Consider the following 21,465-nt stretch of genomic DNA (forward strand, 5'->3'; position numbering starts at 1 on the left):
CAATGTCCCGCCGGTCCGACGGTCACCGCGACCGGCCGTGCCCTGCGCCTTGCGGCAGAGAGCTCCGCCTGTCCGGCGGTCGCTGCGACCGGGCCAACCCTCGCCCTCTGCTGCGGAAAGCGCGCCCCCCGGCCACGCGGCGCTCAACCCCGAGGCCGACCTCCACCGAAACCGCTCCCACTCGCGCCGCCGCCCTCGCCCCGCGCTTTCACGCCCCCATCGCCATCCGCTCAGCGTGCACCGACTCCTGCGGGTCGCGCAGGACGTAGCCGCGGCCCCAGACCGTCTCGATGTGGCTGTCGCCCTTGAGCGCCTCGGACAGTTTCTTGCGCAGCTTGCAGATGAAGACGTCGATGATCTTGAGCTCGGGCTCGTCCATCCCGCCGTAGAGATGGTTCAGGAACATCTCCTTGGTCAGCGTGGTGCCTTTGCGCAGGCTCAGAAGCTCGAGGATCTGGTATTCCTTCCCGGTCAGGTTGACCGGCTTGCCGTCCACCTCGACCGAGCGGGCGTCGATGTTCACCACCATCTTGCCGGTGCGGATCACCGCCTGGCTGTGGCCCTTGGAGCGACGGATGATCGCCTGGATGCGCGCCACCAGCTCTTCCCGGTGGAAGGGCTTGGTCATGTAATCGTCGGCGCCGAAGCCGAAGCCGCGCAGCTTGATCTCGGTGTCGTCCGAGCCGGTCAGGATCAGGATCGGGGTGTCGATCCGCGAGACGCGGAGCTGCCGCAGCACGTCGAGCCCGTTCATGTCCGGCAGGTCGAGGTCGAGCAGGATCAGGTCGTAGTCGTAGAGCTTGGCCAGATCGACGCCTTCCTCGCCCATGTCGGTCAGATAGACGTTGAAATTGGCATGGTTCAGCATCAGCTCGATGCTGCGCGCCGTCGTCGGGTCGTCCTCGACCTGCAAGATTCGCATTTCCGTCCCCTTTCGGTGCCCTCTCTTTCCCGGCACCCTGCCCGAGGAATCGTTAATTTACGGTTAGCAGGTCAACAGAAATCTACCCCCGGTTGATCAATCCGGCGATTTGCGGCGGATGGCCTTGACCTTGAGCGCCGCCGCCCCCTCGCGCGCCACGGCGGCGATCCAGCAGTCGAGTTCCTCTTCGGTCAGGGCGTAGCGGTCGCTCGCCTCGTCGCGGCTGAGCAGCCCGTGTTCCACCGCCTGCACCACCACCGCCTTGCGCCGCGCCACCCAGCGGTCAGTGGTGCGCGGCAGGTCCGCACGGCTGAGGATCGAGCCGTCGGGGAGGGTCACGGTGCGCGGGCCGGGGGTCTTTCGGACGAACATGGCGGGCCTTTCGGATCGGGTGGTGAGGCGTTCCTGACACGGCCGCCGTTAAGGCCGGGTGAAGAACGGCCGTGGGGTTCGGTTGAAAAGCCGGGCATTTTCGCTATATCCCCAAGGTGGTGCGGCCCGCGCGGGCGCGCGCCCGATCAGCCGACAGCCCGGACCATCCCCGTGACCAGTCTTTCCCCGCGCCCCCCGGCGCCGCATCTCAATTCCCTGGGCTTCGCCCGCCCGCCCGCCGAGACGCGGGTGGTGGTGGCGATGTCGGGCGGGGTGGACAGCTCGGTCGTGGCCGCGATGCTCAAGGCCGAGGGCTATGACGTCATCGGTGTCACGCTGCAGCTTTACGATCACGGCGCTGCGCTGAAGAAGAAGGGCGCCTGCTGCGCCGGGCAGGACATCCACGACGCCCGCCGCGTGGCCGAGCGGATCGGCATCCCGCATTACGTGCTCGACTACGAGAACAAGTTCCGCGAATCGGTGATCGAGGAGTTTGCCGACGCCTATCTGGCGGGCGCCACCCCGGTGCCCTGCATCCGCTGCAACGAGCGGGTGAAGTTCCGCGACCTGCTGCAGACGGCGCGCGAGCTCGACGCCGACTGCATGGCGACGGGGCACTATATCCGCCGGCTCGAGGGGCCCGCGGGGGCCGAGCTGCACATGGCCGCCGACCCGGCGCGCGACCAGAGCTATTTCCTGTTCTCGACCACGCAGGAGCAGCTCGAGTTCCTGCGATTTCCGCTCGGCGGCCTCGCCAGCAAGGCCGAGACGCGGGCGCTGGCGCAGCAGTTCGGGCTGGTGGTGGCCGACAAGCCCGACAGCCAGGACATCTGCTTCGTCCCCGAGGGCAACTACGCCGCGGTGATCGAGAAGCTGCGCCCCGGCGCGGCCGAGCCGGGCGACATCGTCGATCTCGACGGCCGGGTGCTGGGGCAGCACCGGGGCGTGATCCACTATACCATCGGCCAGCGCCGGGGGCTGGGGATCGGGGGGCTGGGCGACCCGCTCTACGTCGTGCGGCTGGACGCCGAGACGCGCCAGGTCGTGGTCGGCCCGAAGGCCGCGCTCGCCACCCGACTGGTGCCGGTCGCCGAGGTGAACTGGATCGGCGGGGGCGCGCTCGGCGACGTGGCCGAGCGCGAGATCATGGTGCGGATCCGCTCGACCCGGCCGCCGGCGCCGGCGATCCTGCGCCCGACCGGGCCGACCACCGCGACCGTGGAACTCGCCACAGCCGAAGAGGGGGTCAGCCCCGGACAGGCCTGCGTCTTCTACGCCGCCGAGGGCACGCGCGTGCTGGGCGGCGGCTGGATCACCATCACCGAAACCCGCAGATCGGAGAGCCGCGGATGAGCGAGATCGGACGGATCGACCTGACGATGAACGACGGCAGCCATGGCTCGCTGGACGACTGGCGGGGCAAGGTGGTGCTGCTGGTGAACGTCGCCTCGAAATGCGGGCTGACGGGGCAGTACGAGGGGCTCGAGGCGCTCTATCGCGCGCGCAAGGACGACGGGCTCGTGGTGCTGGGCGTGCCCTCGAACGACTTCAAGGAGCAGGAGCCGGGGACGGACGCCGAGGTGCTGGCGTTCTGCCAGGGTACCTATGGGGTAACCTTCCCGCTGGCCGCGAAGACCCCGGTGAGCGGCGCGGCGCGGCATCCGCTGTATGCGGCGCTGATCGCGGCCGAGCCTGCGGCCGAGGGAGAGGGGCCGTGGCGCGAGAAGCTCTCGGGCTACGGGATCACCGCGAACCCTGCGCCTGAAGTGCAGTGGAATTTCGAGAAGTTCCTGATCGGCCGCGACGGGCGGGTGGTCGGGCGGTTCGCACCGGACGTGGCGGCGGACGACCCGCGGCTGACGGCGGCGATCGACCGGGCGCTGGCCGAAGCCTGAGGGCAGGAGGGGGCGCGGCCCCCTTTGGCCTTTCTGGGCTTTCTGGGCTTTTGTCCCGAAATAACTCAGCGCGACGGGCTTCGAGGTGTCTGGAAGCCCCTGTATTCCCGAGTGAAGAAGGGCACGAACAGAGCGCCCGCGGCGTCAGCTCGGTGTGGCCACCGTTCCGCGCAGCCGCGCGGGCAACATCCCCTCAGGCAGCCGCGGCGCTCTCGCGGATCCGGGCCACCATCGCGCGCACTCCGTTCGAGCGTTGGGCCGACAGATGCTCGTCGAGCCCCAGCCGCGCCAGCTCGGCCGCCGCATCGATGCGGGTGACCTCGGCCACGGGCACGCCGGCGTAGAGCGCGTGCAGCACCGCGATCAGTCCGCGCACGATCAGCGCGTCGCTGTCGCCCTGAAAGTCGAACCGCCCGGCCTCGATGCGCGGCAGGATCCAGACCTGGCTCGCGCATCCCTCGACCTTGGTCGCGGGCACCTGCAGGGCGGGGTCCATCGGCGGCATGGCGCGGCCCAGCTCGATCAGGTGGCGGTAGCGGTCCTCCCAGTCGTCGAGGAACTCGAAGGTCTCGGCAATCTCCTCGAAGGCGGCGGTGGCCATGGGCGGTCCTTTCGCTGATCCCGGGCTGTTAGCGTGCGGCGGCGCCAAGGTCAAAGCGGCGGCCAAGCTTTCCCTTGAGGCGCGGCGGTCCGATCGCCTAAGACTGGCGCGACGCTGAACATGAAAAGGCCGCGCGATGACCCGTCCCCTCTGGATCCTCTGTCTTTGCGCGGCGCTGGCGGGATGCGGCGACAGCAGCCTCAACCCGATGCGGTGGTTCGACCGCGGCGGCGCCCCGCGCGGGCCGCAGACGCTCGAGCCGCGCGGCGGCTATGCCGACACCGACCAGCGGCTGCCGGTCCCGCAGGTCCTCTCGGCCCGGTGGGAGCCGACGGTCGAGGGGCGGCTGCTGGTCGTTACCGCCATCGCGCCGACCAAGGGCTGGTGGGACGTGGCGCTGGTGACCGAGACGCCGCAGCCGGCGGGCCGGGTGCGGCCGGGGCCGGACGGGGTGCTGCGGCTGAAGCTGGTCGGCGCGCCGCCGCTGGCGGAGGACACCGCGGCGCGGACGCCGGCCCAGCCGGGGGCGGACACGCTGACCGTGGCCTTTCCGCTGAGCAATGCGGCGCTGGAGTGGATCGACTCGGTCACGATCAGCGCCGGGCTGAACGGGATCTCGCTCAAGGTCTGACGCAGGGCGCCAGCCGGCGGGGCGGGGCGGCGGGGCCGCCCGCGCTCAGCCCATCTGGCGCAGATAGGTCCAGGTGGGCACCCGGGCGTTGCGGGCGACCGACCAGCTTTCGGCGTCGCCGAGATAGGCGAAGCCCGCGTTGGTCAGCACCTTGGCCGAGCCGGGGTTGTCCTGAAACGCCTCGGCGAAAAGCGTCCGCGAGCCGTGCGGGTTGGCGTTGACCAGCGCCTGCACGGCCTCGGTCGCCAGCCCCGTGTTCCAGAAGCCCGAGCCGATCCAGAACCCGAGTTCGGATTGTTCGGGCTCGATCCGGGTCAGCGAGACGACGCCCAGCAGCTCGCCCAGGCCGGATTCGCTCGCGTCGATCGCCCACACGTCCTCGTGCCGGTCGGGTGACATGGCGCGGGCGACGTATTGCGCCGCGGCCCCGGGGGGCAGGGGGTGGGGGATGGCGCGGGTGCCGCAGGCCACCCGTCGGTCCGAACTGTAATGCTGGATCGGTCCCTCGTCCGAGACGCGCAGCGGGCGCAGCAGGAAACGCTCGGCCCGGATTTCGGGCTGGGTGGTGCCGATCAGCACAGCCTGGGTCATCGGGATCCTCCGGGGGGTGGCGTCCGCCGCGGCGGGGCGGCGGACGCGGGCGCGCGGTTGCGTGCGGGAATGGTGACCCGCGACGAACGCCATGCCGGAAAGCGCAAGGGGGACCGGCGCTGCCGATCCCCCTTGTCTGGCGTTCGTCGGCGGAGTTACTCGGCGGCCGGCGCGGCGGCCTGGACCGAGATGTAGGTGCGGCCCTTGAGGCCCTTGCGGAACGTCACGGTGCCTTCGGTCAGGGCGAACAGCGTGTGGTCGCGGCCCATGCCGACGTTCTCGCCCGGCCACCACTGGGTGCCGCGCTGACGCACGATGATGTTGCCCGGGATGGCCGACTGGCCGCCGAACAGCTTGACGCCGAGGCGCCGGCCGGCCGAGTCGCGGCCGTTGCGGGACGAGCCGCCTGCTTTCTTGTGTGCCATGGCTTACGCCTCCGTGCTTTCAGCGGCGGCCGTCTTGCGGGCGCGCTTGGGTTTCTCGGCCGTTTCGGCCGACTTCTCGCCCGCCTCGCCGGTCGCCACGCGGGCGGCCATCTCGGCCTGGTCGGACTTGTTCATCGCATAGCGGTCGTCGCCCTTGACGCGCGGGCCGTTGCCCGAGCGCGCGCCGACGGCGGCCTTGACGTCCGACGAGTCGGCGCCCGATTCGAGCAGGTCGGTGACGCGCAGCAGGGTCAGCTGCTGGCGGTGCCCACGGGTGCGCTGCGACGAGTGCTTGCGGCGGCGCTTGTGGAAGGTGATGACCTTGTCGGCCTTGATGGTGTCGATGACCTCGGCCACGACGCCGGCGCCGGCGACGAGCGGCGCACCGATGGTGCCGCCGATCATCAGGATATCGTTGAACTGGACCTTGTCGCCGGGCTCGGCGGCCAGTTTCTCGACGCGCAGCACGTCACCGGATTGAACCCGGTACTGCTTGCCGCCCGTCTTGAGGACTGCGAACATGATGTCGTCTTTCGTCTCTGCCGCGCCCTGTGGCCCCGGTTTCCCGGCGTTTGGCGGGGTCGCCCCCTTGCCTCGGACAGCGCACCCCGTGGGGGGTGATTGTGAAAAATGAATGGCCGGCCAAGGCGGGTGCCCGGCCGGTCCGCGGTTATATGGCGGATGACGGCGCGCGAGTCAACGTCCATCCCGCATCCGTCCCACATCGGGGCGGCGCGTCAGCCCTCGGCGCGGTCGGCCAGATCGAGCCATTCCTCTTCGGCCGCGGCCAGCGCCGCCTGCCGCTCGGCCAGCCCCTCGGAGGCTTTGGCGAACTTGGCGGGCGCGGTCTGGAACAGGTCGGGCTGCGACAGGAACTCGGACAGCTTGCCGATCTCGGCCTCGAGCCGTTCCATCACCGCCGGCAGCGCCTCGAGCCGGTGACGCTCGCTGAAGGTCAGGCCGTTGCGCGCCGCAGAAGCAGCCGCCGGGGCCGGCGCAGGCGCCGCCGGGCGGGCCTGGGCCGGGGTAACGGCCTCCGTAGGGGCAGGGGCAGGCGCATCCTCGCCCCGCTGAGCGCGGTAGTCGGTCCAGCCGCCGGCATAGATCACCGCGCGGCCGTCGCCCTCCATCGCCACGGTGGTGTCGGCCACGCGGTCGATGAAGTCGCGGTCGTGGCTGACCAGCAGCACCGTCCCGTCATATTCGCCGAGGATGTCCTGCAGCAGGTCCAGCGTCTCGATGTCGAGGTCGTTCGTGGGTTCGTCCAGCACCAGCAGGTTCGAGGGCCGGGCCATGATCCGCGCGAGCAGGAGCCGCGCCTTCTCCCCGCCCGACAGGCTGCCGACCGGCGCCCGGGCCTGGGCGTCATCGAAGAGGAAATCCTTGAGATAGGCCACCACGTGCCGCGGCTGGCCACGCACCATGACCTGATCCGAGCGCCCCGAGACCCGCATCTCGGGGTCGTTGGTCAGCGCCTCCCACAGGGTCTGGGTGTCGTCGATGGCGGCGCGGGCCTGGTCGAAGACGGCGATCTCGAGGTTGGTGCCGTGCGTCACCGTGCCGGTGTCGGGGGCTGTCTCGCCGGTCAGCATCTTGATGAGGGTGGTCTTGCCGGCCCCGTTCGGACCCACGAAGGCCACCCGGTCGCCGCGCATCACCCGCAGGTCGAAGGGCCGCAGGATCACCCGGTCGCCGAATTGCTTGCTGATGCCCTGCGCCTCGATCACCCGCTTGCCCGACTGGGTGCCGGCGTCGAGCGCCATCGCTGCCGTGCCCTGCCGGCGGATCTGCGAGGCGCGTTCGGCGCGCAGCGCAGCCAGCGCGCGGACCCGGCCCTGGTTGCGCTTGCGGCGCGCGCTGATCCCCTCGACCGCCCAGCGGGCCTCGGCCTTGATCTTTCGGTCGAGCTTGTGGCGGGCCTCGTCCTCGGCCGCCCAGGTCGTCTCGCGCCAGTCCTCGAAGGCCTCGAACCCCTTGTCCTGCCGCCGCACCTCGCCGCGGTCGATCCACAGCGTCGCGCGGGTCAGGCGGCGCAGGAAGGCGCGGTCGTGGCTGATGAGGACGAAGGCCGTGCGGGTCTCGGAGAGCTGCTGTTCCAGCCAGCCGATCGCCTGGATGTCGAGGTGGTTCGTCGGCTCGTCGAGCAGCATCAGGTCCGGCGCCTCGGCCAGAAGCCGGGCGAGCGCCGCGCGCCGCCGCTCGCCGCCCGAGGCTGTGGCAACGGGGCGGGCGGGGTCGAAGCCCAGGCCCTCGGCGGCGGCGGCGACGCGCCAGTCCTCGCCCTCGCCCAGGCCCGCGGCGGCAAACTCGCCCAGCGTCGCGAAGCCCGAGAGGTCCGGGTCCTGTTCCATATAACCGACGCGGGTGCCGGCGGGGACGATGACCTCGCCGCGGTCCGGTTCGACCAGCCCGGCCATGACCTTCATCAGCGTGGACTTGCCCGACCCGTTGCGGCCGACCAGCGCGACGCGGTCGCCCTCCTGGACGGTCAGCGAGAGGTCGTCGAACACCGGGGTGCCGCCGAAGGTCAGCGAGATGCCGGTGAGTTGCAGAAGCGGAGCGCGGGCCATGGCCGGGGCGGTTATCCCGCGCGCCGCCAGCCGTCAACGCGGCGCAGGCGACGGCGGGCGTTCATGCCGCCACCAGCCGCGCGGCGAGATCGTGCAGCGCGCTGCGATAGCCCGTGCGGGCCGAGGGCTGGTCGGGGTCCGAGGTGATCGCCACCGCCGCCGCCGGCGCGCCCCCCGCGGGCGGGAACACATAGATCATCTGCCCGCCGTAGCCCCAGCCATAGCGCACCGGCCGCCCCATGCCGAAGCGGCCGACCCGGCCGATGAACCAGCCGTAGCCGTAGGATTCGCCCGAGAAGATCGAGTTGGTGCGCGGCGTCCAGCTCTCTCCGATCCAGCTTGGCGGGATCACCCCGGCGCCGCCCCGCGCATAGGCGGTGCCGAAGGCCAGGAGCGAGCGGGTGGACATCGCCATCTCGTTGCCGCCCAGATAGATGCCCGGCGGGTCCTGCTCCCACCCGGTGATGGCGAATCCGGGGATCGCGCCCAGCCAGTCGCGGGCCAGCGCCAGCGTCGAGCGGCCGCTGGCGTGGGTCAGGATCGCCGAGACGAGATGCGACGAGGCGGTGGAATAGAGCATCCGGCCGCCCGGCTCGGCCTCGAACGGCGCGGCGAGCGCGGTGCGGACCCAGTTCCCGCTGCTCACCCAGCGGCCGTAGTTCGGCCCCGATTGGCGGCCCAGCCCCGCCTGCATCGACAGAAGGTTGCCGACCGTCACGCGGGCCAGCCGTGGGTCGGGATCGGGGGGCAGGTCGGCGGCGGGCAGCAGCGCCACGATGGGCTGATCGGCGCCGGCGATGACGCCGCGGGCGATGGCGATCCCGGCCAGCGCCGAGATCATCGACTTCGAGGCCGACTTGATGTTGGTCGGCCGGTCGGGGGTGAAGCCGTGGTAGCCGCGGGCGGCGATCTCGCGCCCGCCGTCGGGCCCGTCGCGCCAGACGGCGACGGCGCGCAGCTGGGTCAGCGCGGCGGCCTCGGCCAGCATGGCGTCGAGCGTCGCGTCCGCGGCCCGCACGAGCGAGGGGGCAGCGGTGAAGGCCGCGGCGGCTGCGATGAACCGGCGGCGGTCGGGGCGGGGGGATGTGGTCATGGCAGGGATATGGCACGCGCGCGGGGCGAAACAATCCGGCATAGCGAAACGATAAGGTATTGACCCGTGGCGGCGGCTGTTCCATTCAGCATCCGAGTAACCGACATAAGGACTCGGATATGAACCGCCTGCTGATCGCCGCGCTTGCCGGCACCACCGCGCTTCCCCTCGCCGCCGGGGCTGCTGCCGCCGCCGAGGTCAACATCTACTCGCACCGCCAGCCCGAGCTGATCCAGCCGCTGCTGGACGCGTTCACCAAGCAGACCGGCATCCCGGTCAACATCGCCTTCGTGGACAAGGGCATGGTCGAGAAGCTCAAGGCCGAGGGCGACCGTTCGCCCGCCGACCTGATCCTGACCGTGGACGTGGCGCGGCTGGGGCAGGTCAAGGACGCGGGCGTGACCCAGCCGGTCGAGGATGCGGCGCTGGACGCGGCCATCCCCGAGAGCCTGCGCGACAAGGATCACCAGTGGTATGGCCTGACCACCCGCGCGCGGATCGTCTATGCCAGCAAGGACCGCGTGGTCGACGGTGAGGTGACGACCTATGAGGATCTGGCCGATCCGAAGTGGAAGGGGCGCATCTGCACCCGGCCGTTCACCGACGACTACAACGTGGCGCTGACCGCCGCCTATCTCGCCCACCACGGCGAGGCCGACACGGTGAAATGGCTCGAGGGTGTGAAGTCGAACCTCGCCAAGAAGCCCGAGGGCAACGACCGCGGCCAGGTCAAGTCGATCTGGGCCAAGGAGTGCGACATCAGCCTGGGCAACACCTACTACATGGGCCAGATGCTCGCCGATCCCGAGCAGAAGGACTGGGCCGAGTCGGTCCGCATCGTGTTCCCGAAGTTCGAGAATGGCGGCACGCACGTGAACGTCTCGGGCGTGGCGATGACGAAATCGGCGCCGAACAAGGACGCCGCGCTGAAGCTGATGGAGTTCCTCGCCAGCGACGAGGCGCAGAAGATCTATGCCGAGACCAACAACGAGTTCCCGATCAAGGCCGGGGTCGAGCGGTCCGAGCTGGTCAAGAGCTGGGGCGAGTTCACCCCGGACAGCGTTGATCTGACCGAGATCAGCCGCCTGCGGCCCGACGCGCTGAAGCTGATCCAGCAGGTGGACGTGGACGGCTGAGCCGCCCCCACAGTTGACCGATCCGGCCCGCGCCCTGACCGGCGCGGGCCTTTTCGTGTCCGGGCCGCAGCTCCGCGCCCGCCGACTGGACCGGGACCGCGCCCGCGGTTAGACCTTTTCGCGGTGCCGCCCTCTCCGCGGCCGGACGAGGACGAGATGGCGGAACGGCGCACGGCATCAGACGGGGTGAGCGGCCTTGAGCCCGCGGCCGAGGCCGCCGCGCTGCGGGCCGAGCTGGATGCGGCGAACCTCGCCTATCACCGCGACGACGCGCCGCTGATGGACGACGCCGCCTATGACGCCAGGAAGCGCCGGCTGGCCTCGCTGGAGGCAGCGCACCCGGACCTGCGCCGCGAGGACAGCCCGACCTCGCAGGTCGGCGCCGCGCCGTCCGAAAAGTTCGCCAAGGTCCGCCACGCCCAGCGGATGCTGTCGCTCGAGAACGCCTTTGCGCCCGAGGACGTGGGTGAGTTCCTGTCCCGCATCCGCAGCTTCCTGAACCTCGGCCCCGACGCGCCGCTGGCGCTGACCGCCGAGCCGAAGATCGACGGGCTGTCGCTCTCGCTGCGCTACGAGGGCGGGCGGCTGGTTCAGGCCGCGACCCGCGGCGACGGCACCACCGGCGAGAACGTCACCGCCAATGCGTTGACGATCAAGGATATTCCCCAGCGCCTCGACGGGGCGCCAGAGGTGCTCGAGGTGCGGGGCGAGGTCTACATGAGCCACGCCGACTTCGCCGCGCTGAACGCCGAGGGCGCCGAGCGGGTGTTCGCCAACCCGCGGAACGCCGCCGCCGGCTCGCTGCGGCAACTCGATCCGGCCGTGACGGCGCGCCGCCCGCTCAGGTTCTTCGCCTATGGCTGGGGCGAGGTCTCGGCGCTGCTGGCCGACACCCAGTCCGGCGCCATCGCCCGGCTGGCGGCGCTGGGCTTTCCCACGACCGCGCCGCGGCTTTGCCACACGCTCGACGAGCTGCTCGGGTTCTGGGCCGAGACCGAGCAGGCGCGCGCGACGCTCGGCTTCGACATCGACGGCGTGGTCTACAAGGTCGACGACCTCGCGCTGCAGCAGCGGCTGGGGTTCCGCGCCACGACCCCGCGCTGGGCGCTCGCGCACAAGTTCCCGGCCGAGCTGGCGTGGACCCGACTCGCGGGCATCGACATCCAGGTGGGGCGCACCGGGGCGCTGTCGCCGGTGGCGCGGCTCGATCCGGTGACGGTGGGCGGCGTCGTCGTCTCGAACGCCACGCTGCACAACGAGGATTACATCGCCGGGCGCGACAGCCGCGGGGCGCCGATCCGCGACGGCCGCGACATCCGCGCGGGCGACTGGGTGCAGGTCTATCGCGCCGGCGACGTGATCCCCAAGGTCGCCGACGTGGACCTGACCCGGCGCACCAACCCCGAGCCGTTCGCCTTCCCCGAAACCTGCCCGGACTGCGGCAGCGACGCGATCCGCGAGCCGGGGGATTCGGTGCGCCGCTGCACCGGGGGGCTGGGCTGCCCGGCGCAGGCCATCGAGAAGCTGCGCCATTTCGTCTCGCGCGCGGCCTTCGACATCGAGGGGCTGGGCGCCAAGCAGGTCGAGGCGTTCTATGCCGACCCCGAGCTGACGGTGCGCGAGCCCGCGGACATCTTCACCCTCGCCGCTCGGGACGAGGGGCGGCTCGCCGCGCGCGACGGCTGGGGGCCGCGCTCGGCCGAGAACCTCTTCGCGGCGATCGAGGCGCGGCGCCACGTGCCGCTCGCCCGGCTGATCTTTGCACTCGGCATCCGTCATGTGGGCGAGGTGGCGGCGGGGACGCTCGCCCGCCACTACGGGACGTGGGACGCGTTCCGCGTCGATGTGGACGCCGCCGCCCCCGCCGCCGCCCGCCACCGCGCGGCCGAGGAGGCCGTCGCCGCCGAACGCGCCGCGGCGCAGGCCGAGGGCCGCCGCGCTGCCCTCGCCGCCGTGCGCAAGGCGGTGTGGGACGCCGCACCCTTGCCCGACGGGGCGCAGGCCGCGTGGAGCGAGCTGGTCGGCATCGACGGCTTCGGCGCGGTCGCCGCCGAGGCGCTGACGGCGGCTTTCTCGGCCCCGGCCGAGCGCGGGGCCATCGACCGGCTGCTCGCCCACCTGACCGTCGAGCCCGCGGCGGCGCCGCAGACCGCGGGCAGCGCCATCGCCGGGCTGACGGTGGTGTTTACCGGCACGCTGGAACGGATGACGCGGGCCGAGGCCAAGGCGCGGGCCGAGGCGCTGGGCGCCAAGGTGGCGGGCAGCGTCTCGAGCAAGACCGACCTTCTGGTCGCCGGTCCCGGTGCGGGCTCCAAGGCCACCCGCGCCGCCGAACTCGGCGTGCGGGTGATCGACGAGGACGAATGGCTGGCGCTCGCGCAGGGATGAGCGGCGGTGAGGCCCCCCGCGCCCCCGAGGGCGATCCTGCGGACGCCGAAGGCGAGGGGCTGACCGGCGCCGCGCCGCCCACGCCTCGGCCTCCGCCCAAGGGCCGCCCGCCGATCCTCTTCCCGCTCTTCGCCTCGGCCGAGACGCTGCCCGGCATCGGGCCGCGCGCCGCCGAGGCGCTGGCGACGCTCGCCATCACCCGGCCCCGCGACCTGATCTTTCACCTGCCCTCGGCCGGCATCCCGCGCCGCAGCGTGGCGCGGATCGCCGACCTCCGCCCGCCCGAGATCGCCACCCTCACCGTCCGGGTCGAGCGTCACGCGCCCCCCTCGGGCAAGGGGCGGCCGTGGCGGGTGATCTGCACCGACGCCGCGGGCAGCGCGGGCGACCTCACGCTGGTCTTCTTTCACGCCCGCGCCGCCTGGGTCGAGGCGCAGCTGCCGCCGGGCGCGGTGCGGGTCGTCTCGGGCAAGGTCGAGCTCTTCGACGGGCTGGCGCAGATGGTCCACCCCGACCACATCCTGCTGCCCTCGGACCCGGCGCCTGCGCCGTTCGAGCCGGTTTATCCGCTGGCTGGCGGCCTGACCCAGCGGACCGTCGCCAAGGGCGTCGCGGCCGCGCTCGAGCGGGTGCCGCCGCTCAGTGAGTGGATCGAGCCGTCGCTGAAGGCGCGCGAGGGCTGGCCGGACTGGGCCGACGCGCTCGCCACGGCGCACGCGCCGGGGGGGATGGGGGATCTCGCCGCCGGGGCGCCGGCGCGGGCGCGGCTCGCCTATGACGAGCTGCTGGCCCATCAGGTGACGCTGGCGCTGGTCCGCCGCGCCCGACGACGGGCGGCGGGGCGGGTCACGCAGGGCGACGGGCGGCTCGCCGCGCGGGTGCTCGCCGCGCTGCCCTATGCCCCCACCGCGGCTCAGACCCGCGCGGTGGCCGAGATCGCCGCCGACATGGCCCAGCCGCACCGGATGAACCGGCTGCTGCAAGGCGACGTGGGGTCCGGCAAGACGCTGGTCGCGCTGCTAGCGCTGATCCAGGCGGTCGAGGCGGGCGGGCAGGGGGTGCTGATGGCCCCGACCGAGATCCTCGCCCGCCAGCATCTCGCGGCGCTGGCGCCGCTGGCCGAGGCGGCGGGGGTGCGGCTCGCGCTGCTCACCGGCCGCGACAAGGGCGAGGCGCGGGCCGGGCGGCTCGCCGATCTCGCCGCGGGGCGCATCGACATCCTCGTCGGCACCCACGCGGTCTTCCAGCCCGGCGTCACCTTCCCCGACCTGCGCCTTGCGGTGATCGACGAACAGCACCGCTTCGGCGTGGCCCAGCGGCTCGAACTCGCTGCCAAGGGTCTGCGGCCTGACATGCTGGTGATGACGGCGACGCCGATCCCGCGCAGCCTTGCGCTGGCCCAATACGGCGACATGGACCTGTCTGTGCTGGACGAGAAGCCGCCGGGGCGGCAGCCGATCACCACCACGGCGGTCCCCGACACGCGGCTTGAGGCGGTGGTCGCGCGGCTGGCCGACGCGATGGATCGCGGCGCGCGCGCCTATTGGGTCTGCCCGCTGGTCGAGGAAAGCGAGCAGGTGGACCTGACCGCCGCCGAGGACCGCTATCGCGCCCTCGCCGCCCGCTTCGGCGACCGGGTGCGGCTGGTCCACGGCCAGATGCCGCCCGAGGCGCGGGACGCCGCGATGGCCGACTTCGCCGTCGGGCGGGCGCAGCTTCTGGTGGCGACGACGGTGATCGAGGTGGGCGTCAACGTCCCCGAGGCCACGATCATGGTGATCGAGCGGGCCGAAAGCTTCGGCCTTGCCCAGCTTCACCAGCTCCGCGGCCGGGTCGGGCGGGGGACCGGCGCCTCGAGCTGCCTGCTGCTCTATCACGAGCCGCTGGCCGAGTCAGGGCGGCGGCGGCTGCAGATCCTGCGCGAGACCGAGGACGGGTTCCGCATCGCCGAGGAGGATCTGGCGATGCGCGGCGCGGGCGACGTCATCGGCACCGCGCAATCGGGCCTGCCGCGGTTCCGCATCGCCGATCTGGAACGGCAGGCGGACCTGCTGGCGCTGGCCCGGCAGGACGCGCGGCTGTTGGTCGAGACCGACCCCGAGCTCGCCTCGCCCCGCGGGCAGGCGGTCCGCAACCTGCTGTGGCTGATGGAGCAGGACCGCGCTCTCGCGCTGATGGCGGCGGGCTGAGCGGTCGCGTTAAAAGTTCTTAAAATGTTCTTTACCGAATCGGCGGAACATGAGAACAAAAGGGCAACCGTTAACGAGAGGTGCCCGTGATGAGACCGACCGTGAAGCCGACCCGCACGCTGCCCGACCTGCCCGATGCCCTGGCCGACATGCTGGGGGTCGCCGCGATCGGCGTGGCCACCCTCACCGTGCTGTGGCTGCCTGCGCTGGCGGGTGTGTGAGGTCATGCAAGCTCGCTGACAGCTTGCCCTGCTCTGTTCTGCCCCGCGTCACCCCGAACGATCCGCCTGATCGTCGCCGGAGTCCCCCGGCCTCATGGTAGCGCGCAACTGGCCGGCCCTGGCAGGGGCCGGTCTTTTTCATTCCCGCGTGTCACCCGCAGCCGCCGCGGCCTCCTCGGCCGCCTCGGCCGCCGCCTGCCAGGCGAGCAAGATCGAGGCGTGGCGGTTGGGAAACTCGCGCGCCGCCAGCAGCGCCTCGGCGCCGTCGAAGGGCGGCGCGGGCGGGGCGGCAGCCTCGGCCAGCATGGCCCGCAGCGCGTCGCGGGCGCGGGCGAGCTCGGCCGGGGTGCGGCCCATGACCGCGCCGCCCAGCACCGCCGCCGAGGCCTGACCCAGCGCGCAGGCCCGCACCTCCTGCGCGAAGCCCACGACCCGCCCATCCGCCAGCACCACGTCCGCCGTCACGGTCGATCCGCATTGCGGCGAGCGGAAGCTGGCGCTGCCCTGCGGCGCGTCGAGGCGGCCCAGATGCGGGATGTCGGCCGCGAGCGCCAGCAGGCGGCGCGAATAGAGCGCCATCAGATCGTCGTCGGCCATGCGGTCCCCCAGTCTGCGGTTCCCCTGTCCCGGCGGCTTTCCCCGGCCGGTGCTGCGGTCTAGATAGGCACGCGGCCGCGAAAGGAAAACCGATGTTCGACCCCGCCACGCTGCGCTACGACGCCAACGGCCTGATCCCGGCCATCGCCCAGGACCATGCGACGGGCGAGGTGCTGATGCTCGCCTGGATGAACGCCGAATCCGTGGCCCGGACGCTGGCCGAGGGGCGCGCGGTCTACTGGTCGCGCTCGCGGCGGGCGTTCTGGGTCAAGGGCGAGACCTCGGGCCACACCCAGCGGCTGGTCGAGATGCGGCTCGACTGCGACCGCGACTGCCTGCTTCTGCTGGTCGATCAGGTCGGCCCGGCCTGCCACACCAACCGCCGCTCGTGCTTCTACACCGCCGTGCGCGAGGGCGCCGAGGTCGAGCTGTCCAGGCCGATCATCTGACGGATGTCCTCCGGCGTCCGCCCCTCGGCACGGTAGAGCGCGAGCGCGCGGGCGTCGTCGCGCTTGGCGAGGCGGCGGCCTGAGTCGTCGCGGATCAGCCGGTGGTGCAGATAGTCGGGCTGCGGCAGGTCCAGCAGCGCCTGCAGCAGGGCGTGGATATAGGTGGCGTCGAACAGGTCCTTGCCACGCGTCACCAGCGTGACCCCCTGCGCGCCGTCGTCCACCACCACCGACAGGTGATAGCTCGTCCCCATCCCGCGCCGGGCCAGCACCACGTCGCCGATCCCCGCCACCATGTCGGCCGCCGCGAGGCGGTGCGTGGTCCCCGGCAGCACCGCGCGGTCGTGAAAGCCGACGCCGTCCGTGCCGAGCCGGGCGAGCGCCGCACCCATGTCCAGCCTTATGGCGTCGTCGGGGCCTGCCTCCGACATCGGCCGCCCCCGGCAGGTGCCGGGATAGACCGGGCCGTCGGGGCCGATCACGGCGCCCTCCTGCGGGGCCGAGAGCGCCGCGGCGATGTCGGCCCGCCGGCAGCGGCAGGGGTAGGTCAGGCCCATATCCGCGAGGCGGTCGAGCGCGGCGCGGTAGGCGGGCAGCCGCTCGGACTGGCGCATGACCGGGGTGGGCCAGTCGAGGCCGAGCCAGCGCAGGTCGGTGTCGATCGCGGCCTCCCATTCGGGGCGGCAGCGGGCGCGGTCGATATCCTCGATGCGGAGAAGGAACCGGCCCGGCGCGGCATGGGCGGCGGCGGTCAGGGCGGCGAAGGCATGGCCGAGATGCAGCGGCCCGGTGGGCGAGGGGGCAAAGCGCGTGACCTCGCCCCCGGGGGTCATGCGGTGGCCAGCCAAGCGGCGAAGTCCTGCTTGGCGCGCTCGGTATAGGCCGGGTAGCGGTCCTTGCGACCGCGCCGCCCGCCCCTGGCCTCGACCGGCGGGAACAGGCCGAAGTTGACGTTCATCGGCTGGAAGCTCCTGGCCTCGGCGCCGCCGGTGATGTGGTGCACGAGCGCGCCCATGGCGGTCGTCTGCGGCGGCGGCCCGAGATCTCGCCCCAGCGCCTCGGCCGCGGCCATCCGCCCGGCGAGCAGGCCCATCGCGGCGCTCTCGACATAGCCCTCGACCCCCGTGACCTGGCCTGCGAAGCGCAGGTGGGGGTGGGCGCGCAGCCGCAGCCGGTCGTCGATCAGCGTCGGCGAATTGAGGAAGGTGTTGCGGTGGATGCCGCCCAGCCGGGCGAAGCTGGCGTTCTCCAGCCCCGGGATCATGCGGAACACCTGGGTCTGCGCGCCGTATTTCATCTTGGTCTGGAAACCGACGATATTATACAGCGTTCCCAGCGCGTTATCCCGGCGAAGCTGAACCACCGCGTAAGGTTTCTCGCCCGGATTGTGGGCGTTGGTCAGCCCCACCGGCTTCATCGGCCCGTGGCGCAGGGTCTCGCGCCCGCGCTCGGCCATGACCTCGATGGGCAGGCAGCCGTCGAAGTATCCGGCGGTTTCGCCCTCGTGGAACTCGGTCTTTTCGGCAGCGAGGAGCGCGTCGATGAACGCCTCGTACTCGTCGCGGGTCATCGGGCAGTTGAGATAGGCGGTGCGCTCGTCCTCGGTCTCGCCCTTGTCATAGCGCGACTGCCGCCACGCGACGCTCATGTCCACCGTATCGGCGTGGACGATGGGCGCGATGGCGTCGAAGAAGGCGAGCGCGTCGGCCCCCGTCTCGGCCCGGATCGCCGCGCCGAGCGCAGGCGAGGTCAGCGGGCCGGTGGCGAAGATCCAGCGGCCGTCCGGGGGCAGGGCGTCGACCTCGCCCGGCTGGAACGAGACCAGCGGCTCGGCCCGCAGCGCCGCGGTGACGGCGGCCGAGAAGGCGTCGCGGTCCACCGCCAGCGCGCCCCCCGCGGGCAGGCGGTGGCGGTCGGCCATCGCCATGATCAGCCCGTCCGCGGCCCGCATCTCCCAATGCAACTGCCCCACGGCGTTGTTTACGTCGTCGTCCGAGCGGAAGCTGTTCGAGCACACCATCTCGGCGCAGTCGCCGGTGCGGTGGGCGAAGGTGCCGACCTCGGGGCGCATCTCATGGATCACCACGGGGACGCCCGCGCGGGTGATCTGCCAGGCGGCCTCGGACCCGGCCATGCCGGCGCCGACGATATGGATGGGATCGCTCATGGGATGGACCTAGCAGCGCGGGGCGTCATGCAAAAGGGCGGCGCCGCGGCGCCGCCCCCTTCATGCCACCCGAAGGGTGGGATCAGTTCTCGACCGGGGCGATGTCGGGGCCCATCTCGGTGGTGGGCACCGTCTCGGAGGCCGCATCGTCTTCCGACCGCAGGCCCGAGGGCGCGGCGATGTTGGCGATGACGAAGTTGCGGTCGATGGTCGGCTTGGCGCCGGCGGGCAGCTGCACATCGTTGATGTGGATCACGTCGCCGATCTTCTTGCCGGTCAGGTCCACCGTGATGTGGTCGGGGATGTCCGACGCGGTCACCACCAGCTCGACCTCGGGGCGCACCACGACCAGCGTGCCGCCGCGCTTGAGGCCGGGCGAGTCCTCGTGGTTCTCGAAGGTGACGTGGATGAACAGGTTCACCCGCGTGTTCCGGTGCAGGCGCATCAGGTCGATGTGGGTCGGCAGGTCCTTGACCACGTCGCGCTGGACGCCGCGGCAGATGACGCGCACGTCCTCTTGCCCCTCGACCTTGAGGTTCCAGAGCGTCGACATGAACCGCCCGGCGCGCAGCTTGGTCAGCAGGGGGTTGAAGTCGAGCTGGATCGGCATCGGGTCTTTCCCGTCGCCGTAAACGATACCGGGCACCTTGCCTTCGCGGCGAGCTTGGCGGGCGGCCCCCTTGCCTGTCCCCGCGCGTGCCTCGGCCACCAGATCAGGGATCTCTTTGGCCATTGCTGTATTCCTCTTGCATTGCATGAACCGGCCGCCTCCAAGGGTGTCTTGGCCGGAAGCGGGGCCTATAGCGCAGGCCGGGCGGATTGAAAAGCCGCAACATCCCGGCGGGGGGCCGGTCGCGCGGCCCCGGGGAAACCGCGGCCGGGCGGGGGCGTTGGCTCGGCGAACCGACCAATGCGAAAGGGAAACGTCATGGCCTGGATCGAGACCGACGACGGGGTGGGGCTCTACACCAAGGACTGGGGGCAGGGACAGCCGGTTGTGCTGATCCACGGCTGGCCGCTTTCGGCCGATTCGTGGGAACATCAGGCCCGCGCGCTCGTCGAGGCGGGCTACCGCGTGGTCAGCTATGACCGGCGCGGCTTCGGCCGCTCGGACCAGCCGTTCGAGGGCTACGACTACGATACGCTCGCCGACGACCTGTCCGCGGTGATGGACGCGCTCGAGCTCGAGGATGCGACGCTCGTCGGCTTCTCGATGGGCGGCGGCGAGGTGGCCCGCTACATGAGCCGGCATGAGGGTCGCGGCGTGGCACGGGTGGCCTTCCTCGCCTCGGTGGCGCCGGGGCTGCTCAAGTCCGCCGACAACCCCGACGGCGCAACGCCCGAGGTGCTTGCGCAGATGAAGGCGGGGATGACGCAGGACCGCCCGGCGTTCTTCCGGAGCTTCCTCAAGGACTTCTACGGCGTGGGCACGTTCCGGCGCCCGGTCAGCCAGGCGGTCGTGGACTGGAGCTGGGGGATGGCGATGCAGGCGAGCCCGCTGGCCACCACCGCTTGCGTCGATGCCTTCGGCACCACCGACTTCACCGCCGACGTGGCCGCGATCACCTGCCCCGCGCTGATCATGCACGGCACCGCGGACGGGGCGGTGCCGCACACCGCCGCCGGCTTGCGGCTGTCGAAGATGCTGCCGCAGGCGCGCTACGTCGAGCTCGACGGCGCCCCGCACGGCATCCTTGCCACCAACGCCGACGAGGTGAACGCGGCGCTGCTCGACTTCCTCGCGGACGGGTAGGGCTCAGGCGTAGTCCGTCGCCCAGTTGGCCGGCACCATGACGTTGTGCCGGCCGACCTGCTTGATGTCGCGCTCGCCGCACAGCGCCATCGTGGTGTCCAGCTCCTTGCGGATCACCTCAAGTGCGGCGGTCACACCCTTTTCGCCCATCGCGCCGAGGCCGTGGATGAAGGCCCGGCCGATCCACGTCGCGTGGGCACCGAGCGCGAGCGCCTTGAGCACGTCCTGCCCCGAGCGGATGCCCGAATCGAGGTGGATCTCGACCTGGTCGCCGACCGCCGCCACGATCTCGGGCAGCACCCGGATCGAGCTCAGCGCGCCGTCGAGCTGCCGCCCGCCGTGGTTCGACACCACGATGGCATCGGCGCCGAAGTCGGCGGCGATCCGCGCGTCCTCGGCGTCGAGGATGCCCTTGAGGATCAGCTTGCCGCCCCAGAGGTCGCGGATGCGGGCGATCTTCGTCCAGTCAAGCTGCGGGTCGAACTGCTCGGCCGTCCAGCTGGAGAGGTTGGCGGTGTCCGTCACCCCTTTGGCGTGGCCGACGATGTTGCCGAAGAACCGCCGCTTGGTGCGCAGCATCTCGAGCCCCCAGCCCCAGCGGGTCGCCAGATCGGCGATGGACGAGGGGGTCAGCTTCGGCGGCGCGCTGAGCCCGTTCTTGAGGTCCTTGTGCCGCTGCCCGAGGATCTGCAGGTCGAGCGTCAGCACCAGCGCCGAGCAGCCGGCGGCCTTGGCGCGGCCGATGATCCCTTCCAGAAACTCCTGATCCTTCATGACGTAAAGCTGGAACATGAAGGGTTTTTCGGTGTGCGCGGCCACGTCCTCGATCGAGCAGATCGACATGGTGGAAAGGCAGAAGGGCACGCCGAACTTCTCGGCCGCCCGCGCCGCCTTGATCTCGCCATCGGCGCGCTGCATCCCGGTCAGCCCGACGGGGGCGAGGCCCACCGGCATGGTGACGGGCAGCCCGACCATGTCCGAGGCGAGCGTGCGCCCCGACATGTCCACCGCCACCTTCTGGCGCAGGCGGATCTGGGCGAAGTCGGTGGTGTTCTCGCGGAAGGTCTGCTCGGTGTAGCTGCCCGACTCGGCGTAGTCGTAGAACATCCGCGGCGTGTGCGCCTTGTGCAGGCGCTTGAGGTCCTCGATGCAGGTGATGACGGGCATGGGCGAGGGCCTCCGGCTGGGGTGTTACGTTGCGTCGCGGTCTATCCGGGGTTGCAGCGCGCGGCAACGGGATCGGTCGTGCCGGGCGGACAGGGGGGCAGGGGGGCCGGGGTTGCGCCCACCGGCTGCTCCGAGAGCGCGCGGGCCCGCTCGCGCAGGGCGCGGACGCGGGCGGCGGTCTCGGGGTCGGCGGCGGGGTCAGTGGTGGCATCCGGCGCGGGGGGTGTCGCGGAGCCCGTGCTCGGGGCGGCCGGCGCGGCGGTTGCGGCGGCGCCCGTGGTCGGCGCGGGAGTGGGCG

The 21,465-nt window shown here is 71.7% G+C and carries 22 protein-coding genes; 9 read left to right on the plus strand and 13 right to left on the minus strand.

The genetic code is table 11. The features are described 5' to 3' along the window. Positions 1 to 208: 208 nt before the first annotated feature. The gene (gene ctrA, locus ACFHYO_RS11680; RefSeq protein WP_394320593.1) at positions 209 to 922 is read right to left on the minus strand and encodes a response regulator transcription factor CtrA; all 714 of its coding nucleotides are present in this window, start codon (positions 920 to 922) and stop codon (positions 209 to 211) included. A gap of 96 nt (positions 923 to 1,018) precedes the next feature. Further along, a complete protein-coding gene (gene sciP / locus ACFHYO_RS11685; protein WP_036705088.1) occupies positions 1,019 to 1,294 on the minus strand; it encodes a CtrA inhibitor SciP in 276 nt (91 codons plus the stop codon). Between the two features lie 171 nt (positions 1,295 to 1,465). Between sciP and mnmA the strand changes: the two genes are divergently transcribed. After that, a complete protein-coding gene (mnmA, locus tag ACFHYO_RS11690) occupies positions 1,466 to 2,647 on the plus strand; it encodes a tRNA 2-thiouridine(34) synthase MnmA (RefSeq protein WP_394320595.1) in 1,182 nt (393 codons plus the stop codon). Then, positions 2,644 to 3,189 carry a glutathione peroxidase gene (locus tag ACFHYO_RS11695; RefSeq protein ID WP_394320597.1) on the plus strand — a complete coding sequence of 182 codons (546 nt, stop codon included), beginning with the start codon at positions 2,644 to 2,646 and terminating at the stop codon, positions 3,187 to 3,189. The genes mnmA and ACFHYO_RS11695 overlap by 4 nt, the downstream gene beginning before the upstream one ends. 193 nt (positions 3,190 to 3,382) lie before the next feature. Here ACFHYO_RS11695 and ACFHYO_RS11700 read toward each other — a convergent pair whose 3' ends face one another. Continuing rightward, positions 3,383 to 3,790 (minus strand): SufE family protein, encoded by a 408-nt coding sequence (locus ACFHYO_RS11700; RefSeq protein ID WP_036710463.1) that lies wholly within the window; start codon positions 3,788 to 3,790, stop codon positions 3,383 to 3,385. A gap of 136 nt (positions 3,791 to 3,926) precedes the next feature. On the opposite strand from ACFHYO_RS11700, the gene ACFHYO_RS11705 reads away from it, so the two are divergent. Continuing rightward, complete coding sequence (locus tag ACFHYO_RS11705; RefSeq protein ID WP_394320599.1) at positions 3,927 to 4,421, plus strand: hypothetical protein; 495 nt, start codon at positions 3,927 to 3,929, stop codon at positions 4,419 to 4,421. A 45-nt stretch (positions 4,422 to 4,466) separates the two neighbouring features. Here ACFHYO_RS11705 and ACFHYO_RS11710 read toward each other — a convergent pair whose 3' ends face one another. The 5 genes from ACFHYO_RS11710 to ACFHYO_RS11730 form a co-directional block, all read right to left on the minus strand. After that, positions 4,467 to 5,012 (minus strand): GNAT family N-acetyltransferase, encoded by a 546-nt coding sequence (locus ACFHYO_RS11710; RefSeq protein WP_394320601.1) that lies wholly within the window; start codon positions 5,010 to 5,012, stop codon positions 4,467 to 4,469. 155 nt (positions 5,013 to 5,167) lie between these two features. Continuing rightward, entirely contained in the window at positions 5,168 to 5,437 is a 270-nt protein-coding gene (gene rpmA, locus ACFHYO_RS11715; RefSeq protein ID WP_036705093.1) for a 50S ribosomal protein L27, read from the minus strand. A 3-nt stretch (positions 5,438 to 5,440) separates the two neighbouring features. Further along, entirely contained in the window at positions 5,441 to 5,959 is a 519-nt protein-coding gene (gene rplU / locus ACFHYO_RS11720) for a 50S ribosomal protein L21 (protein ID WP_036705094.1), read from the minus strand. Positions 5,960 to 6,174: 215 nt separating this feature from the next. Next, complete coding sequence (locus ACFHYO_RS11725) at positions 6,175 to 8,007, minus strand: ABC-F family ATP-binding cassette domain-containing protein (protein WP_394320602.1); 1,833 nt, start codon at positions 8,005 to 8,007, stop codon at positions 6,175 to 6,177. Positions 8,008 to 8,068: 61 nt separating this feature from the next. Continuing rightward, on the minus strand, positions 8,069 to 9,100 hold the full coding sequence (locus tag ACFHYO_RS11730; protein WP_394320604.1) for a serine hydrolase domain-containing protein: 1,032 nt from the start codon (positions 9,098 to 9,100) through the stop codon (positions 8,069 to 8,071). Positions 9,101 to 9,219: 119 nt separating this feature from the next. On the opposite strand from ACFHYO_RS11730, the gene ACFHYO_RS11735 reads away from it, so the two are divergent. The 4 genes from ACFHYO_RS11735 to ACFHYO_RS11750 all read left to right on the plus strand — a co-directional run bounded on the left by ACFHYO_RS11735 (position 9,220) and on the right by ACFHYO_RS11750 (position 15,034). Further along, positions 9,220 to 10,236, plus strand: coding sequence for a Fe(3+) ABC transporter substrate-binding protein (locus ACFHYO_RS11735; protein ID WP_394320606.1), 1,017 nt, complete (start codon positions 9,220 to 9,222; stop codon positions 10,234 to 10,236). A 156-nt stretch (positions 10,237 to 10,392) separates the two neighbouring features. Continuing rightward, complete coding sequence (gene ligA, locus ACFHYO_RS11740; RefSeq protein WP_394320608.1) at positions 10,393 to 12,624, plus strand: NAD-dependent DNA ligase LigA; 2,232 nt, start codon at positions 10,393 to 10,395, stop codon at positions 12,622 to 12,624. After that, positions 12,600 to 14,813 carry an ATP-dependent DNA helicase RecG gene (gene recG / locus ACFHYO_RS11745; protein ID WP_394320609.1) on the plus strand — a complete coding sequence of 738 codons (2,214 nt, stop codon included), beginning with the start codon at positions 12,600 to 12,602 and terminating at the stop codon, positions 14,811 to 14,813. Before ligA ends, recG begins: the two co-directional genes overlap by 25 nt. 89 nt (positions 14,814 to 14,902) lie before the next feature. Then, a complete protein-coding gene (locus ACFHYO_RS11750; RefSeq protein ID WP_269429082.1) occupies positions 14,903 to 15,034 on the plus strand; it encodes a hypothetical protein in 132 nt (43 codons plus the stop codon). Positions 15,035 to 15,172: 138 nt separating this feature from the next. Here ACFHYO_RS11750 and ACFHYO_RS11755 read toward each other — a convergent pair whose 3' ends face one another. Then, a complete protein-coding gene (locus tag ACFHYO_RS11755) occupies positions 15,173 to 15,631 on the minus strand; it encodes an iron-sulfur cluster assembly scaffold protein (RefSeq protein WP_394320611.1) in 459 nt (152 codons plus the stop codon). Between the two features lie 92 nt (positions 15,632 to 15,723). On the opposite strand from ACFHYO_RS11755, the gene hisI reads away from it, so the two are divergent. Continuing rightward, the gene (gene hisI, locus ACFHYO_RS11760) at positions 15,724 to 16,080 is read left to right on the plus strand and encodes a phosphoribosyl-AMP cyclohydrolase (RefSeq protein WP_394320613.1); all 357 of its coding nucleotides are present in this window, start codon (positions 15,724 to 15,726) and stop codon (positions 16,078 to 16,080) included. Here the strand turns inward: hisI and gluQRS are convergent. The 3 genes from gluQRS to ACFHYO_RS11775 form a co-directional block, all read right to left on the minus strand. Next, positions 16,026 to 16,913 (minus strand): tRNA glutamyl-Q(34) synthetase GluQRS, encoded by an 888-nt coding sequence (gene gluQRS / locus ACFHYO_RS11765; protein ID WP_394320618.1) that lies wholly within the window; start codon positions 16,911 to 16,913, stop codon positions 16,026 to 16,028. The two genes, hisI and gluQRS, sit on opposite strands and share 55 nt — an antisense overlap. Beyond that, positions 16,910 to 18,247 carry a methylenetetrahydrofolate--tRNA-(uracil(54)-C(5))-methyltransferase (FADH(2)-oxidizing) TrmFO gene (gene trmFO, locus ACFHYO_RS11770; RefSeq protein ID WP_394320614.1) on the minus strand — a complete coding sequence of 446 codons (1,338 nt, stop codon included), beginning with the start codon at positions 18,245 to 18,247 and terminating at the stop codon, positions 16,910 to 16,912. Before trmFO ends, gluQRS begins: the two co-directional genes overlap by 4 nt. A gap of 82 nt (positions 18,248 to 18,329) precedes the next feature. Then, the gene (locus ACFHYO_RS11775) at positions 18,330 to 18,980 is read right to left on the minus strand and encodes a 50S ribosomal protein L25/general stress protein Ctc (protein ID WP_036704036.1); all 651 of its coding nucleotides are present in this window, start codon (positions 18,978 to 18,980) and stop codon (positions 18,330 to 18,332) included. Positions 18,981 to 19,175: 195 nt separating this feature from the next. Here ACFHYO_RS11775 and ACFHYO_RS11780 point away from each other — a divergent pair, with 195 nt between their 5' ends. After that, complete coding sequence (locus tag ACFHYO_RS11780) at positions 19,176 to 20,000, plus strand: alpha/beta fold hydrolase (protein WP_394320616.1); 825 nt, start codon at positions 19,176 to 19,178, stop codon at positions 19,998 to 20,000. Between the two features lie 3 nt (positions 20,001 to 20,003). On the opposite strand, the gene ACFHYO_RS11785 is transcribed toward ACFHYO_RS11780, so the two are convergent. Continuing rightward, positions 20,004 to 21,167: an alpha-hydroxy acid oxidase gene (locus ACFHYO_RS11785; protein WP_168782328.1), complete on the minus strand. Its 1,164-nt coding sequence runs from the start codon at positions 21,165 to 21,167 to the stop codon at positions 20,004 to 20,006. Positions 21,168 to 21,465 lie beyond the last annotated feature (298 nt).

The organism is Paracoccus panacisoli (assembly GCF_042435015.1).
GTDB lineage: Bacteria > Pseudomonadota > Alphaproteobacteria > Rhodobacterales > Rhodobacteraceae > Paracoccus > Paracoccus panacisoli.